Consider the following 16,876-nt stretch of genomic DNA (forward strand, 5'->3'; position numbering starts at 1 on the left):
GATTGGAATTTGGGATTTTAAAATTTCACTTTTTACAACTCTATGTATTTAATATTCGATACCGAAACAACCGGATTACCAAAACGCTGGGATGCCCCGATAACCGATTCTGATAACTGGCCTCGCTGTATACAGATTGCGTGGCAGCTTCATGACGAAATGGGACAGCTTATTGAGCATCAGGATTATTTGGTAAAACCAGAAGGATTTAATATTCCGTATGATGCCGAGCGCATTCACGGAATTTCAACTGAATTGGCTGAAGCCGATGGAATCACTTTGGCCGAAGTTTTAGAGAAATTCAATATAGCTTTAAGCAAAACGAAATTCATTGTAGGTCAGAATTTAGGTTTCGACGTGAATATTATGGGAGCCGAATTCCATAGAATGGGCGTAGAGTCTCAAATGAGTTCAATGCCGGTTTTGGATACGTGTACCGAAGTTACGGCTTCGTTATTGCAACTTCCGGGAGGTCGTGGAGGAAAATTCAAACTTCCAACTTTGACGGAATTACACAGTTATCTTTTCGACCAGCCATTCGCGGAAGCGCACAACGCAACTGCCGACGTTGAGGCAACTACGCGTTGCTTCTTAGAATTAGTTAGAAGAGAAGTTTTTACCAAAGAGGAATTAGATGTTCCGAAAGAATATTTCAAAGATTTTCAGGAAAAAAATCCGCAGCCATTTAAGCTGATTGGTTTAAAACACATCAACTTAAAAGCGGCTTCTGATAAAATCAGAGAACAACTTAAGGCTTTAGCTGGAGAAGACAAGCAAAATGTTGTTTCAGAAGCTGATAAGGCCGATTTTAAAGCTGCAAAATTTGCACATTTACACAATCATACACAGTTTTCGGTCCTTCAATCGACTATCGGAATTGGGAATATTGTTGCAGCAGCAGCCAAAAACGGAATGCCGGCCGTTGCCATGACCGATACCGGAAACATGATGGGAGCTTTTCACTTTGTGAGTGCCGTTATGAATCACAATAAAGCCGCATCTGGAAAAAATAAAGCTTTGGTAGAAGCTGGAGAAGAACCAACTGAAACCGAGGTAAAACCAATCGTTGGCTGTGAATTTAATATCTGCGAAAATCATTTAGATAAAAGCAAAAAAGACAACGGTTATCAGGTTGTTTTACTGGCTAAAAACAAAGCGGGGTATCACAATTTAGCTAAAATGGCTTCGATCGCTTACACCGAAGGATTTTATTATGTGCCGAGAATTGACAAAAATATAGTCGAAAAATACAAAGGAGATATTATGGTTTTGTCTGGGAATTTATACGGAGAAATTCCGAGTAAAATCCTGAACATTGGTGAAAACCAAGCCGAAGAGGCTTTAGTTTGGTGGAAAGAACAATTTGGCGAAGATTTCTACTTAGAAGTTATGCGCCACAATCAGGAAGATGAAAATCGTGTCAACAAAACCCTGATTGAGTTTTCACAAAAACACAACGTCAAATTAATTGCGACTAACAATACCTATTATTTAAATAAAGAAGATGCCAATGCGCACGATATTTTACTTTGTGTAAAAGACGGTGAAAAGCAGGCAACACCTATTGGACGTGGACGTGGCTACCGTTACGGACTTCCAAATCAGGAATATTATTTTAAGTCGGAAGAAGAGATGAAAAAACTCTTTGCTGATCTTCCAGAAGCCATTATCAACATTCAGGAAATTATTGATAAGGTTGAAGGATATTCCTTGTATCGCGATGTATTGCTTCCAAAATTTGATATTCCGGAAGAATTTGTTGATCCCGAAGATGAAAAAGACAATGGTGTTCGTGGTGAAAATGCTTATTTGCGACACCTTACGATGGAAGGTGCTAAAAGAAGATACGGTGAAATAACTGAATCTATTCAGGAACGTTTAGATTTTGAGTTATTGACGATTTCGAATTCAGGATATCCAGGTTACTTTTTGATTGTACAGGATTTTATTGCCGAGGCCAGAAAAATGGATGTATCGGTTGGTCCAGGTCGTGGGTCTGCAGCAGGTTCTGCCGTTGCATACTGTCTCGGAATTACCAACATTGACCCGATTAAATACGACTTACTTTTTGAGCGTTTCCTGAATCCTGACCGTGTATCGATGCCCGATATTGATATCGACTTTGATGATGAGGGTCGTGGACGTGTAATGGATTATGTAATCAATAAATACGGTCAAAAACAGGTGGCACAAATTATCACGTATGGTAAAATGGCGACCAAATCAGCGATTCGTGATACGGCGCGTGTACTGGATTTACCACTATTTGAAGCCGATAGAATTGCAAAACTGATTCCGGGAATGATGCCGTCAAAATGGAATTTGGCGCGTTTTATTTCTGAAAGTGAAGAAGAAGTCAAAAAAGCCCTTCGTTCTGACGAATTTGATAATGTAAAAGAATTAATCGCAATTGCCAATGAAGATGATTTGGCAGGAGAAACCATTCAGCAGGCAAAAATCTTGGAAGGCTCGATGCGTAATACGGGTATTCACGCTTGTGGGGTTATTATTACGCCGTCGGATATTACCAATTATGTTCCTGTAACTACTGCAAAAGATTCCGATTTATATGTAACACAGTTTGATAACTCGGTTGCAGAAAGTGCTGGATTGTTGAAAATGGACTTCTTGGGTCTGAAGACCCTTACGCTGATAAAAGATACCGTAAAACTGGTAAAATACAGAACCGGAATTGATTTGGATCCCGATACATTTCCGATTGATGATGAAGAAACGTATGCGCTTTTCCAAAGAGGTGAAACCGTTGGGATTTTTCAATACGAGTCACCGGGGATGCAGAAATACATGAAAGACCTTAAGCCAACGGTTTTTGGAGATTTAATTGCCATGAATGCACTTTATCGTCCGGGACCTTTGGAGTATATTCCGTCTTTCGTTAGAAGAAAAAATGGCGACGAGGAAATCAAATATGATTTAGATGCCTGTGCCGAATATCTATCCGAAACCTATGGAATTACAGTTTACCAAGAGCAGGTAATGCTTTTGTCTCAGTCTTTGGCAGGATTTACAAAGGGTGAGGCCGACGTATTGCGTAAAGCGATGGGTAAGAAACAAAAAGACGTACTGGATAAAATGAAGCCGAAGTTTGTTGAACAAGCTGCAGCAAAAGGTCACGATGCAAAAATTCTGGAAAAAATCTGGAAAGACTGGGAAGCTTTTGCGAGTTACGCCTTCAACAAATCGCACTCGACTTGTTATGCATGGATTGCCTATCAAACAGCTTATTTAAAAGCACATTATCCTGCAGAATACATGGCAGCGGTACTTTCAAATAATATGAACGATATCAAACAAGTTTCTTTCTTTATGGAAGAATGTAAACGTATGGGATTACAGGTTCTTGGCCCAGATGTAAACGAGTCGTATTATAAATTTACTGTAAACGATGATTATGCCGTTCGTTTCGGAATGGGAGCTATTAAAGGTGTTGGTTCCGGAGCGGTAGAAACGATTGTAGAAAACAGAAAAGACGGAAGATATAAATCGATTTTTGATTTAGCGAAGCGAATTGATCTTCGTGCAGCTAATAAAAAAGCGATTGAAAATTTAGCACTTGCCGGTGGTTTTGATTCATTTGAAGGGACAACTAGAGCCCAATATTTTCATGACGATGGCGACGGAATTACATTCTACGAAAAAGCGATGCGTTATGGATCGAAGTTTCAGGAAAATGAAAACTCGTCTCAGGTAAGTTTGTTCGGAGAAACCAGTGAAGTGCAAATTGCTGAACCAGTCGTGCCTCCTTGTGAAGACTGGAGTACAATGGAAAAACTGGCTAAAGAAAAAGAAGTTGTCGGAATTTATATCTCCGGACATCCGCTTGACGATTTTAGGTTTGAAATGAAATACTTCTGCAATGCTCGTTTAGAAGCCTTGAAAAACATGAATGAGTATGTAGGTAAAAATCTAAATTTTGCCGGAATTATTAATAACGTGCAGCACCGTGTTGCCAAAAACGGAAAAGGCTGGGCAGTATTTAATTTAGAAGGTTATGACGAAAGTTATGAGTTCAAGATTTTTGGAGAAGAATATTTGAAATTCCGTCATTTCCTGATTCAGAATAATTTTGCCTACCTGAAAATTTTGATAAAAGACGGTTGGGTAAATCATGATACAGGTAAAAAATCAGAACCTAGAATGCAGTTTGTTGAGATTCGTCAGTTACAGGATATATTGGAGGCTTTTGCTAAAAAACTAATTCTGTTGTTAAATATCAAAGATCTTCAACCTGAGTTTATTCATAAATTAAGCCATTTGTTCAATGAAAATAAAGGTGATAATACGGTAAGTTTTGATATTATGGAAATTGAAAATGTTAAACGTTTAATAGAGGTTGAAACAACAAGTGAATTTGAAGACAACGAAGATGCTGTTTTTGAAGATGACAATGATGATAATGAAATAAGTACAGGAGAAGCTAAAATGCAGGAAGTAAAAGAGGTTGAAGAAGTCAAAGTTGTAACCAAATTAAGCATGCCAAGCCGACGATTAAAAATCAAAATTTCTGCTGAGTTATTACAGGAGTTGGAGAAAATGCAAATCAACTTTAAACTGAACTAAAAATTTAACAGTTAAAATTTAATGGAATGTAAAATTTTAATGTTAAAAATATGCACGCATAATACTTTTTTAGTAATATTGCCCGAAATTACAACGATTTCGTTCCAAGTCTAACAATGCAGACCAAAAGAATATGTTAAATTATTCTAAGTTTGTATAAATTAATTAAATCAGAATTATGAAAAAGAACCTATTTTTATTAGGATTATTAGTTTGCTCTATGGCTACAATGGCGCAGACAGAAAAAGCAGACAAACAAGAAAGCTGGTATTTTAAATTAGGTGGGTCATATTTTATCCAGACGGCTGCTGCTGAATTTCCAACTGTATCTGGGGCATTGCCTAACACGGATGTTTATGGTGCAGATGGTACAACTTTAATTTCTAGAGAAACTAATCATGGTTCTTTCGGACAAGGATTCCGTACAGGTTTAACGGCTGGATATCGTTTTACACCACGTTTAGGTGTCGAGTTAGGATTTAATTATTTTAACAGTGCAGATAAAACGATGGTTGAGACAACGCACAGATTAGTAGCTGCAGGACCAACTTTTGTAAATGGTAAAGCAGTAGGAAAACTTGAAGCTTATGATATTGCCCCTGCAGTCGTTTTGTTTTTAGGGCAAACTCATGGTTTCGAACCTTATACTAAAGTTGGAGTTATCGTTCCTGTTCATGGAACATTAGATATCGAAACTACTAGAACGTATACAAATCCAGCAGGAACAACAGAAACTTATTCAAAAGATGTTATTAAACCAAACCCAACTGTTGGTTTTACGGCAGCATTAGGAACATCTTATAAATTAGGTACACATATCTCTCTTTTTGCTGAAGTAGAATACCGTAACTTTACAGTACACGGAAAAACAAAAGAAACAGAAATATATACTGAAAATGGTGTAGATAAATTAAATACTCCTACAAGTTTCCGTCCAGACGCATCATATTCTGCAAGCCATACTAAATATGTAGAACAAATTAATACTACGTCAAATAGTAAAGTAACTAATGCAGCAGGTTTTGACAATACAAAAGCAACTGATGATATTAGCTCTTATGTTGGAATTTCTGGTTTAGGATTTACTTTTGGTCTTAAATACAGCCTATAATTTTTAAAAGCTTTATAGTTTATAAAAAAAGAGGATATTCGAAAGAATATCCTCTTTTTTATGCTCACTTTTGTTATTAAAAGAAACGAAGCAATAACTATTTGGAAGAATTCCTAAACTCTTTCAAAACTTCATCAATAACCCAGGTTGTTCTGGCTCCAGAAATTCCTTTTGAAGGTGAAGCATTTTCTTCTCCTAAAAGTTCAGCAATCACAGTTTCAATAAATGGCTGCTGAATATGAAGCGGATTTTCAATCAAAATACTTTCTTTTTCTCCATTTGTATATTGAATATGAATTGGATCATTTCCAAAAGTCGAAAACGAGATTTTTCCTTTATCTCCGACAATTTCAGTATTGTCATAACGTTCAAAACTAGCAAAATTCCATATTCCTGATCCATGAATTCCGTTTTCGAATAAAAACGACATTGAAACCGAATCTTCTGCTGGATAAGCCAATAATTGTGAAGTCGCATGTCCGCGAACAGATTTTATCGGACCTAAAACAAAATCCAGAAAATCTAAAGTATGACAGGCTAAATCGACGAAAATTCCGCCTCCTGAAATATGAGGTAAAACAGTCCACGGAAGATTGATTTCGTCATCATAACGTTCTTCAAAAGGATGATACAAAACGCAATTTACATGTCGAATGTTTCCTAATTTTCCTTGATCAATTATTTCTTTGATTTTTAAAAATCGAGGCAAAGCTCTTCTATAATACGCAACAAATAAAGGAACATTATGCTCTTTGCACGCAGAAATCATTTCGTTGCATTCTTCGAAAGTCAATGCCATAGGTTTTTCTACGTAAACCGGTTTTCCTGCTTTGGCACATAAAATAGTGTATTCTTTATGAGAAGATGGAGGAGTAGCAATATATACCGCATCAACTTCCGGATCATTGATTAAATCTTCAGCATTCGAATACCATTTAGAAACATTATGACGTTTAGCGTAATCTTCGGCAAGTGCTGCATCTCTGCGCATAACAGCAACTAAAGCCGAATTTGAAGCTTTCTGAAAAGCAGGTCCGCTTTTTACTTCAGTCACATTTCCACAGCCAATGATTCCCCATTTTATAATTTTCATTTTTTGGTTTTTTAGTTATTCAAATTTAAGGAAAAAAGTTAGCCACGAATTCACGAATTTATTTTAATCTGCATGTTTAAAAATTAGGTATCGAGTGCACGAATTCATTTCACGCTGCCGATAGCTATCGGGATAAAAGATTTAAGCATATTAACATAGATTTTTTATTTTAATCTGCTCAATCTGCAAAATCTGCGGGAGAAAAGAAAAAGAAAATTTGTGTGATTTAAAATAAAGAAAAAGCCACGATATTCAGAAAATAATTCGTGAATTCGTGGCTATAAATTTTTAGTTTAAAAGTCTTATTTCGAAGGTAAAGCTTTAAAACCCATATTGTAAAGTGTGAAAGCCTGAATGTCTACATTTTCCTGAATTGTAGCAGCAACAGATTTTCCTGCGCCGTGACCAGCTTTAACATCAATTCTAATCAAAACCGGATTGTCTCCTGTTTGTTTTTCCTGTAATTCAGAAGCAAATTTAAAACTGTGCGCCGGAACAACACGATCATCATGATCTCCAGTTGTTACCATTGTTGCAGGATAATGAGTTCCCTGTTTTACATTATGAACTGGAGAATATCCTTTTAAATATTCGAACATTTCTTTGCTGTCCTGAGAAGTTCCGTAATCAAAAGCCCATCCTGCACCTGCAGTAAAGGCATTGTAACGAAGCATATCCATAACTCCAACTGCTGGTAAAGCCACTTTCATCAAATCAGGACGTTGTGTCATAGTTGCACCAACTAATAAACCTCCGTTAGAACCTCCACGGATTGCTAAATAATCAGATGAGGTATATTTTTGAGCAATTAGATATTCTGCTGCAGCAATGAAATCGTCAAATACATTTTGTTTTTGTTGTTTTGTTCCTGCATCGTGCCATTTTTTTCCATATTCACCGCCACCTCTTAAATTGGCAACTGCGTAAACACCTCCGTTTTCCATCCAAACGGCATTTGCAATACTGAAATTTGGCGTCAGGCTAATGTTGAATCCGCCGTAACCGTAAAGAATGGTTGGATTTTTACCGTCTAATTTTGTTCCTTTTTTATACGTAATAATCATCGGAACTTTTGTGCCGTCTTTTGAAGTGTAGAAAACTTGTTTTGACTCATAATCTTCACTTTTGAAATCAACTTTTGGTTTTTGATAAATTTCAGATTTTCCAGATTTTGGTTCAAATGAGTAAATAGTCGCTGGCGTTGTATAATTGGTAAAACTGTAATACAAGATTTTTTCGTTCTTTTTCCCGCCAAATCCTCCCGCAGTTCCAATTGCAGGGAGTTTGATTTCACGAACTAATTTTCCGTTATAATCATATTGCTGTACAAATGAAACAGCATCTTTAGTATAATTAGCAAAAATATATCCTGCACCAGTTGAAGTAGTCAGTACATTTTCGGTTTCTTTGATAAAATCTTTCCAATTTTCTGGTTTCGGATTACTAGCATCAACAGTTACAACACGTTTGTTTGGAGCGTTCAAATCGGTTTCGATGAACAATTTGCTTCCTTCGTTTTCAATAATACTGTTGTCACTGTTGAAATTGTCAACAATAGTCACAATCGGACTATTTGGTTTAGTCAAATCTTTGATGTACAATTCATTTCCGTAAGTAGAATTCGCAGCCGAGATTACTAAATAATGATTGTCTTCGGTAACATAACCGCCCACATATCTTCTTTTTTGATCGGCACCAAAAATCACTTTGTCTTCTTTTTGAGAAGTTCCTAATTTGTGGAAATACAATTTGTGCTGATCTGTTTTTGCTGAAAGTTCGCTTCCTTTTGGTTTTTCATAACTAGAGTAGTAGAAACCTTCATTTCCGCGCCATGAAATACCGCTGAATTTCACATCAACTAAAGTATCTTCCAAAACTTTTTTAGAAACTGCGTCAATGATAATTACTTTTCTCCAGTCGCTTCCGCCTTCAGAAATTGCATAAGCAGCTTTTGAGCCATCTTCAGAAAAATCTAGTCCGCCAAGTGAAGTTGTTCCATCTTTAGAAAAAGTATTCGGATCTAAGAAAACTTCTTCTTTGCCATTTTGATCTTTTCTGTAAACAACAGATTGGTTTTGGAGTCCGTTGTTTTTTGAATAATATGTGAATTTTCCTTCTTTATAAGGAGCTTCTATTTTTTCATAATTCCAAAGCTTTTCCATGCGAGTTTTTAACTCATTTCTAAACGGAATTTTATCTAAATAACCATAAGTAACTTCATTCTGAGCTTTTACCCAAGCTCCAGTTTCAGCCGATTTATCGTCTTCAAGCCAGCGGTAAGGATCGCTTACTTTTGTGTCAAAATAAACATCAATAGTTTCGCCTTTTTTGGTTTCAGGATATTGAATTTTATTTTGCCCAAATGATATTCCCGCAGTTGTAATTGCCATTAGTAAAAATGTTTTTTTCATATTTAAGTTTGTGGTGTTAACAAAAATAGCATTTTTTGTGAGAGTAGTAAAAAATTAACCGCAAAGCACGCAAGGAGTTTTACGCAAGGCACGCAAAGTTTTTCATATGCTTTGCGAACTTTGCGTTTATCTTTGCGTCTTTGCGGTTAAAATAAAAATTATAAATTGAAATTAACTCCCAAAACGATGTTTCTTCCAATATTTGGAATACCGTCTGTTTTTAATCTTGAAAGGTGCGCAATGTATTTTTTGTCGAATAAATTGTTTCCGTTTAGGTTTACATCAAAAGCTGTTTTCCCAAGTTTAACTGTTCCTCCAAAACCTAAATTCACCAAAGTATAACCTTTTGAAGCCGTTTCAAAACCACTCACATTGTCCTGATTAAAAGTTGAAGAAACATTCAAAGAAGCAAAACCTTCAGTTAACCAATTTTTGATATTGAATTCTGTTCTAAGCGTATTATTCCAGTTGTTTGCAGGAATCAAAGGCAAATAATCATCATTATCTTTTTTCCCGGTTACGGTTTCAAAACTCGTTTCAAAATGAAGCCAGTCTAATGGATGTGGGTGAATATGCAAACCTGCTTCGCCACCAAATAATTTGGCATTGTCCTGAACATAAGCAAAGACATCATTATTATCTAAAATTTCTCCAGTTGGCGAAGTATAAATATAATTGTTTACATGATTGTAAAATCCGTTGATGAAAAACTCAAAATGCGAATTTTTGTATTCCAGATTTAAATCAGTTTGAACGTTTTGTTCTGTTTTTAAATCTGCATTTCCAATCTCATATCGGTTTGTTCCTTCATGAACACCATTTGAAGTCAATTCGGCTAAATTTGGCGCTCTAAATCCTGAAGCGACATTCAAACGAAGCGTCAATGGCTCAGCTAATTTTGTTTTATATCCTAATGAAGCATTAAAACTATCAAATGATCGGTCCAATGCCTGAAAATAACCTTCTTCACCTTCTGTTCCGTGTGCAATTGAAGTAATATTTCTGTTGTCAAAACGTAATCCTGCTTGTAAAACGCTGTTATTCCATTCATAATTTGCAGTTCCAAAAACACCAAAATCGTTAGTTGTAGCATCCGGAATCAAATATTCTTCACCCGAATTTGTATTCGTCTGATGCATTCCCTGAACGCCTAAAATAGTTTCAATTTTTCCAAATTTCGGAAAATGATATTTTGCGTTGTAATTGAAAGTATTCAATTTCATATGAAGAGAAGCTTCGTTGCTGTCTTCAAATTCGCTTCTGTCATTGGCGATGTAACCTAAATCAACATCCAGTTTTGAGTTTTCAAAAAAGACAACATTGTTCAAACTCAATAAATGATTAAAAATACCTTGCCTCGGAAATTCAGTGTCTTTGCTTGATGATTGTTCAGCAATTCCTTCTTCTGGAATTCCGATATCAAGTTTGTTGTAATTGTATCTTAAAACACTTGAAAAAGTTGAATTGCTATAACCAATTCCGGTTTTAAAATCGGTTTCATTATAACGTGAATTCGTTACGCGATCGCCTCCTGAAATTTTATAATCGGAATGTGTGTTGTAGCTTCCGCGTGCTAAAAATTTCCAGTTATCTGTTGACGTTTTTAATCCGATAGAAGAATTGCTTCCTTGTGTATTAGTGAAATATTTCTGACTGAAATTAGCTTTAAAATCGCCAGCATCAGCAAATTTTTCTGGATTGAAATATAAAACGCCGCCTAAAGCATCTGAACCATATAATAAAGAAGCTGGTCCTTTTATAACTTCCACACTTTCGATTCCGGCGTCATTTAAGCCCAAACCATGTTCGTCTCCAAACTGTTGGTTTTCGATGCGAACGCCTTGAGAATAAACCAAAACACGATTTCCACTAAGTCCGCGAATTACCGGTTTTCCGATAGAAGTTCCAGTCGAAATCTGAGAAACTCCTGGAATTATAGCCAAACCTTCAATTAAAGTTGAGGTTCCTTTTTGCTGTAATGTTTTAATGCTTTCGTGCTCAATTTTCATTACGTTTTGCGATTGCAATTTGTTAAATGGAGTAGAAACGACTACTTCATCCATTTCCATAATTGATTGTAAAAGTGTAATGTTTAAAGTGTTTTCTTTTGCAAGTTTTGCAATAGTTTGATTTTGATTGGCATAACCAACAAAATTGAAAGCAAGGCGCAAACTCCCATTAGGAAGATTGTTCATTTCGTATTTTCCGTTTGCGTCTGTTGTTGTTCCTTTATGTAATTCGGGCGCATATACTGAAACGCCAGGCATTGGCTGATTTTGATTGTCGGTAACAATTCCTGAAACCGAATTTTGAGCAGAAAGCACGCTCGAAAAACCCAAGATTAGGGCTAAGAGTATTTTTTTCATTTGGTAATGATGCTATAGTTAATTTATTTTTCTTTCCAATAGAAAAAACAAAGCAAACAGTAAAGCATTCTAATCCTGATTATTTAAATAGGATTAGGAAACTCAATGTAATTTGAATTTTAAATTAAAAGGAATGTGATTTTTTGAATAATCGAAACTTAAGAAACTATAACAGCAGGAGGTCCCCGAAGCAAATATGCCGTTTCTGAAAACGAGCTGATATTTTCTGAAAACGAAAAGAAATAAGGAATTTCTTTATGAAAGATGCGAAATTGAAAAGAAAAAGTTTCGGCAATAGTATAACTTCCAAAAGCAAAATTACAAACATAACATAAGTCGTAATTATGATGCTGATGCGTTATTTCGCCACTTGGATCATTATAATCGTGGTGACATTGCTTCTCTGAAAGTTGTTTTACAATATGCTCAAAACTGTGTATGGACTGAAACAATATTGAGAACAATATTGTCAGCGTCATGGAAACACTTATTATGAGCTGTTTTCTTTTCATACAGGACAAAGGTATAAAAGCGGATTGAAAAAATGAGCGCTTTTTTGGTTTCTGTTGCAGATTTGTTGAAAAAAGTGCAACAAATGCTTTTGTTCTGCCTGAAAAAGAGAATAATTGTTTTCAAATCATATCTTCAGCTGGCATTATATTATATTTGTATGTGAAATAAATTTACAGTAAAAAACGTTTGAACTTGAAAACCTCCTTAAAACCAAAATTCGATATGCGATTATTCTTTACTTGTTTGTTTTTTGTTTCGTTTTTGAATGTTTTTTCACAAACTGAAGTAAAGCCGGAAATCAAACCCGTGATTAAAATCGATTCGTTATATCGTGAAGATCAGTTTTATTTTTCAATAGCATACAATCTTTTAGTAAATACGCCAGAACGATTAAAACAAGATAAATTTTCTGCCGGACTTTCTGCGGGATTTTTGCGTGATATGCCAATAAATAAAAACAGAACAATTGCAATTGCAACCGGATTAGGATTAAGTTATCAGAATTTTTATCAAAATTTTACGGTTTCTGAAGACACAAATGGCGCTCCAATTTATGGTGTAAATGATTACGGTGAATTTGTTTCAAATCGATATAGACAATATTCTGTTGATCTTCCAATAGAATTCAGATGGCGAAATTCAACATATGAAAGCACTAAATTCTGGCGAATTTACGGAGGTGTAAAAATGAGCTATATTTTCTCGAGTAAATCGATTTTAGACGATGGAGAAACCACTTATAAAATATCGAATAATCCCGATGTCAATACATTTCAATACGGAATTTATCTCGCAACAGGTTATAATACATGGAATATTTACGCGTATTACGGCTTAAATCCTTTGTTTAATTCGGTTTCTACGGTTTCTGGCGAAAAGGTAAATATGAAGGCAATGAATGTTGGGATAATTTTTTACATTTTATAGCCATAAAAATAAAAATAGAACCTGTGGTGCAACTCCAATCAATAATCCAATCAAAATTTCTTTAGGAGTATGTGCCTGCATTTCCAGTCGGGAAGAAGCAACAACGCCAGTAAGTAAAATTAAAAGCGCCGACCAATACGGATTTTGCATCTGTAAATGCATATTAAGACCAATTACAAAAATCGCAACGCCGCTAATTGCCGCTACATGAAGACTTGCTTTTATATTAAATAAAGAGCAAACTAAGGCTAAAATTGTGCTAAACAATGCGCCAAGAAAGAAGAAATGTAATTCGGGATAACGAGTAATTATTATGCTTCGTTTTACTAATAAAATATACAAAAAACACTGCAATATTAATGGGATTTTTCGCTGCGAAGTTTCATGAACCATAACAGAAGTTACATGTCCTGTTGATTTTAATAGTAAGTAAAATAGAACCGGAACCAAAATCGTAATAATCAGAATTTGAAATAAAACGAAATATTTTTCCTGATTGGTAAACGCATCTTCTTTACAAAAAAGATAAAATAAGGTGGCATACATCGAGATAAAAATCGGATGCAATATATAAGAGAATAAAGGCAGTATTTTTTTCAAAACATTCTAATTTTATGATGTTGAACAAATATAATGAAATAAAGTTTTAGCCGCTAATTCCACTAATTTCCACGAATATTTCTACTTGTTTGATTTTTAAAATAAAAGCCACAAATTAAAATAATTTTACAGATTTGAATCTTTTTAATCCTCTAATCTGTGGCTAAAAATTAAAATATAATTCGTGGAAATTCGTGTAATTCGTGGCAAACCTTTTTTTAAATTTGACAAAAAGAATTTCAAAATGAGCATAAATTTAAAAAGTCTTATTCCGGTTTTTGATGCTGAATGGATTGGATCAAATACAGATGTTTTTATCGATCATATTTCAATTGACAGCCGTTCACTGCAAAACGGATTTAAAACTTTGTTCATTGCTTTGTCTGGTGTAAACAATGATGCTCATTTATATATCGAAGAACTTATTGAAAAAGGAGTTCAAAATTTTGCTGTTCAATACATTCCTGAAAATGTAAAAGGCAAAGCTAATTTTTTGCTGGTAAAAAACACTTTAAACGCTTTGCAGCAGTTTGCGAGTTACTACAGAAATTTATTTGATTTTCCTGTCATTGGTTTAACCGGAAGCAACGGGAAAACAATCGTAAAAGAATGGCTTAATTTCCTATTAAGTCCCGATTATAATATCATCCGAAGCCCTAAAAGCTACAACTCTCAGGTTGGTGTGCCTTTGTCTGTTATTGCGATAAATGAAAAACACAATCTTGGCATTTTTGAAGCCGGTATTTCAACGGTGAATGAAATGGAAAAGCTTGAAAAAATCATAAAACCTAATATTGGTGTTTTAACAAGCATTGGTTCCGCGCACGATGAAGGTTTTGAGAATTTGGAACAAAAAATAAAGGAGAAGCTTTTACTTTTCAAAAATACCAATGTCATTATTTATCAAAAAAATGAACTTGTTGATAAATGTCTTGCCGATTTTTCTGCTGAAAATCCAATTCCCGACAGAGTATTTTTTTCATGGAGTTTTAATGATAATTCTGCCGACGTTTTTATTCTGAAAAAAGAAATTAAAAATGAAGCAACAATTATTCAATATCAATATGAAAATAGAGTTTCCGATTTAGAAATTCCGTTTAATGATTCGGCTTCAATAGAAAATGCGATTTCATGTTTATTGGTTTTGCTTTATTTTAAATATGATTCCAAAACCATTCAAAATCGCGTGCAAATGTTGTATCCGGTTCAAATGCGTCTTGAAGTCAAAAACGGAATCAACAATTGCAGTATAATTGACGATAGTTACAGCTCCGATTTCCAGTCGCTTAAAATTGCTTTGGATTTCTTGGAAAGTCAGCAAAAAAAGAATGCAACAAAAACAGTAATTCTTTCGGATATTTTTCAAAGCGGATTTTCAAATGAAGAATTATATTCGAAAGTTTCACAATTGGTTTCAGCTAATAAAATCAATCGCGTAATAGGCATCGGGCCAACAATTTCTTCTTTTAAGGACAAATTTTCAAATTGTGTTGCCTTTCAGGATACAGCATCATTTATTGAAGCATTTGAAAGTTTGAATTTCAATAATGAGACTATTTTGATTAAAGGGGCAAGATCTTTTCAGTTTGAAGAAATTGTTTCACTTCTCGAAGAAAAAACGCATGAAACGGTTTTGGAAATCAACTTGGATTCCATCAGTCATAACTTGAATTATTACAAATCTAAACTCGCCGATGATGTAAAAATCATGGTGATGGTAAAAGCTTTTGGTTATGGAAATGGAGGTTTGGAAATTGCAAAATTACTGGAACATCATAAAGTAGATTATTTAGGCGTGGCTTTCGCCGATGAAGGAATTTCGCTGAAAAATGGCGGAATCAAATTGCCAATTATGGTTCTGAATCCTGAATCTACAAGCTTTCCGTCAATTATTCAATATAAATTAGAACCTGAGATTTACAGTTTAAAAGGATTAAATGCCTTTTTGAAAATAGCCAAAGAAAAGAATTTAAAAGATTTTCCGATTCATATTAAAATGGATACTGGAATGCATCGTTTAGGTTTTGAAGAAAATACAATCGACGAATTGATTCAGACTTTGAAAAACAATTCAACCGTTCGGGTTCAAAGTATTTTGTCGCATTTGGCAACAAGTGATGATCCAAAACATTTTGGTTTTGTTGAAAAGCAAATTGGTTTATTTGAGAAATTATCTTCCAAATTAATGTCGGAATTAAATATAAATCCGATTCGTCATATTCTGAATACTTCGGGAATCAGTAATTTTCCGAATGCACAATATAATATGGTGCGTTTAGGAATTGGTTTGTACGGAGTTTCCAACGATTCATCGGAACAAAAATATTTGGAAAATGTTGGAACATTAAAATCGATTATTTCTCAAATCCGAACAATTCCAAGTGGCGACAGCGTAGGTTACGGACGCCGTTTTATGGCCGATGCAACAACTAAAATCGCCACAATTCCAATAGGTTATGCCGACGGAATTTCAAGATTATGGGGAAATGAAATAGGTTTTGTAACGATCAAAAATCAAAAAGCCAAAATCGTAGGAAGTGTTTGTATGGATATGCTCATGGTTGATGTGAGTCATATCGATTGTAAAGAAGGTGATTCAGTGATTATTTTTGGCGAAAGCCCAACGGTTATTGAAATGGCGGAAGCTTTAAAAACTATTCCGTATGAGATTATGACCAGTATTTCGCAACGCGTAAAACGAGTATTTTTCAGATAGATTGAATAAAATTTGAAGAAAATTGCTTATTTTCGGTATCAGTATTAATTTATTAAAAGGAACAATTATGGGATTTTTTTCTGAATTTAAGGCATTTGCAATAAAAGGCAACGTGGTTGATCTTGCTGTTGCAGTAATTATTGGAGCGGCATTTGGTAAAATTGTAAGTTCATTTATTGAAGATGTAATTACGCCACTAGTATTAAAACCGGCTTTAGAAGCTGCGCATTTAGAAAAAATTCAAGATCTTACCGCTTTTGGTGGTGTAAAATACGGTCTCTTTCTGTCGGCAGTAATTAACTTTGTTATTGTTGCTTTTGTTTTATTCTTAGTGATTAAAGGAGTAAACAAACTTAAAAAAGAAGAAGCTCCAGCTCCGCCAGCCGGACCAACACAAGAGGAATTACTTACTCAAATTAGAGATTTATTGAAAAATAAGTAAAAATATAATACCGCTACACTAAGTCTAACTTAACCGTCTTTTAAAGAGACGGTTTTTTTACAAAATGTTTATTTTATAACATTTTGTTATTTTTTGTGAATCGCCTTGCCGAGACT

At 34.8% G+C, this 16,876-nt stretch carries 10 protein-coding genes; 5 read left to right on the forward strand and 5 right to left on the reverse strand.

Annotated features, from left to right (window positions below; translation table 11 throughout):
* Nucleotides 1–42 precede the first annotated feature (42 nt).
* Nucleotides 43–4,581, forward strand: coding sequence for a DNA polymerase III subunit alpha (dnaE, locus tag ACWA1B_RS03815; protein WP_456904531.1), 4,539 nt, complete (start codon nucleotides 43–45; stop codon nucleotides 4,579–4,581).
* A gap of 178 nt (nucleotides 4,582–4,759) precedes the next feature.
* Complete coding sequence (locus ACWA1B_RS03820) at nucleotides 4,760–5,692, forward strand: outer membrane beta-barrel protein (RefSeq protein ID WP_456904532.1); 933 nt, start codon at nucleotides 4,760–4,762, stop codon at nucleotides 5,690–5,692.
* Nucleotides 5,693–5,789: 97 nt separating this feature from the next.
* Here ACWA1B_RS03820 and ACWA1B_RS03825 read toward each other — a convergent pair whose 3' ends face one another.
* From ACWA1B_RS03825 to ACWA1B_RS03840, 4 genes are all read right to left on the reverse strand, one after another.
* Nucleotides 5,790–6,785, reverse strand: a complete 996-nt coding sequence (locus tag ACWA1B_RS03825) for a Gfo/Idh/MocA family protein (protein WP_456904533.1) — start codon at nucleotides 6,783–6,785, stop codon at nucleotides 5,790–5,792.
* Between the two features lie 302 nt (nucleotides 6,786–7,087).
* Nucleotides 7,088–9,196, reverse strand: a complete 2,109-nt coding sequence (locus ACWA1B_RS03830; protein ID WP_456904534.1) for a prolyl oligopeptidase family serine peptidase — start codon at nucleotides 9,194–9,196, stop codon at nucleotides 7,088–7,090.
* A 158-nt stretch (nucleotides 9,197–9,354) separates the two neighbouring features.
* Nucleotides 9,355–11,562, reverse strand: coding sequence for a TonB-dependent receptor (locus ACWA1B_RS03835; protein WP_456904535.1), 2,208 nt, complete (start codon nucleotides 11,560–11,562; stop codon nucleotides 9,355–9,357).
* A 158-nt stretch (nucleotides 11,563–11,720) separates the two neighbouring features.
* Complete coding sequence (locus tag ACWA1B_RS03840) at nucleotides 11,721–12,041, reverse strand: hypothetical protein (protein ID WP_456904536.1); 321 nt, start codon at nucleotides 12,039–12,041, stop codon at nucleotides 11,721–11,723.
* A 226-nt stretch (nucleotides 12,042–12,267) separates the two neighbouring features.
* Between ACWA1B_RS03840 and ACWA1B_RS03845 the strand changes: the two genes are divergently transcribed.
* Entirely contained in the window at nucleotides 12,268–13,002 is a 735-nt protein-coding gene (locus ACWA1B_RS03845) for a porin family protein (RefSeq protein WP_456904537.1), read from the forward strand.
* Here ACWA1B_RS03845 and ACWA1B_RS03850 read toward each other — a convergent pair.
* Nucleotides 12,997–13,602: a hypothetical protein gene (locus ACWA1B_RS03850; protein WP_456904538.1), complete on the reverse strand. Its 606-nt coding sequence runs from the start codon at nucleotides 13,600–13,602 to the stop codon at nucleotides 12,997–12,999. The genes ACWA1B_RS03845 and ACWA1B_RS03850 overlap by 6 nt on opposite strands.
* Nucleotides 13,603–13,846: 244 nt before the next feature.
* Here ACWA1B_RS03850 and ACWA1B_RS03855 point away from each other — a divergent pair, with 244 nt between their 5' ends.
* Both ACWA1B_RS03855 and mscL read left to right on the forward strand, forming a co-directional pair.
* Nucleotides 13,847–16,318: a bifunctional UDP-N-acetylmuramoyl-tripeptide:D-alanyl-D-alanine ligase/alanine racemase gene (locus ACWA1B_RS03855; protein ID WP_456904539.1), complete on the forward strand. Its 2,472-nt coding sequence runs from the start codon at nucleotides 13,847–13,849 to the stop codon at nucleotides 16,316–16,318.
* A 67-nt stretch (nucleotides 16,319–16,385) separates the two neighbouring features.
* On the forward strand, nucleotides 16,386–16,760 hold the full coding sequence (gene mscL / locus ACWA1B_RS03860) for a large conductance mechanosensitive channel protein MscL (RefSeq protein WP_035646047.1): 375 nt from the start codon (nucleotides 16,386–16,388) through the stop codon (nucleotides 16,758–16,760).
* Nucleotides 16,761–16,876: the final 116 nt, after the last annotated feature.

The organism is Flavobacterium xizangense, assembly GCF_054075145.1.

Bases quoted from the DNA above. Each gene is read 5' to 3' on its own strand.
- dnaE (WP_456904531.1), top strand. From the start codon at position 43: ATGTATTTAATATTCGATACCGAAACAACCGGATTACCAAAACGCTGG.
- ACWA1B_RS03840 (WP_456904536.1), bottom strand. From the start codon at position 12,041: ATGACGCTGACAATATTGTTCTCAATATTGTTTCAGTCCATACACAGT.
- ACWA1B_RS03830 (WP_456904534.1), bottom strand. From the start codon at position 9,196: ATGAAAAAAACATTTTTACTAATGGCAATTACAACTGCGGGAATATCA.
- ACWA1B_RS03825 (WP_456904533.1), bottom strand. From the start codon at position 6,785: ATGAAAATTATAAAATGGGGAATCATTGGCTGTGGAAATGTGACTGAA.
- mscL (WP_035646047.1), top strand. From the start codon at position 16,386: ATGGGATTTTTTTCTGAATTTAAGGCATTTGCAATAAAAGGCAACGTG.
- ACWA1B_RS03820 (WP_456904532.1), top strand. From the start codon at position 4,760: ATGAAAAAGAACCTATTTTTATTAGGATTATTAGTTTGCTCTATGGCT.
- ACWA1B_RS03855 (WP_456904539.1), top strand. From the start codon at position 13,847: ATGAGCATAAATTTAAAAAGTCTTATTCCGGTTTTTGATGCTGAATGG.
- ACWA1B_RS03835 (WP_456904535.1), bottom strand. From the start codon at position 11,562: ATGAAAAAAATACTCTTAGCCCTAATCTTGGGTTTTTCGAGCGTGCTT.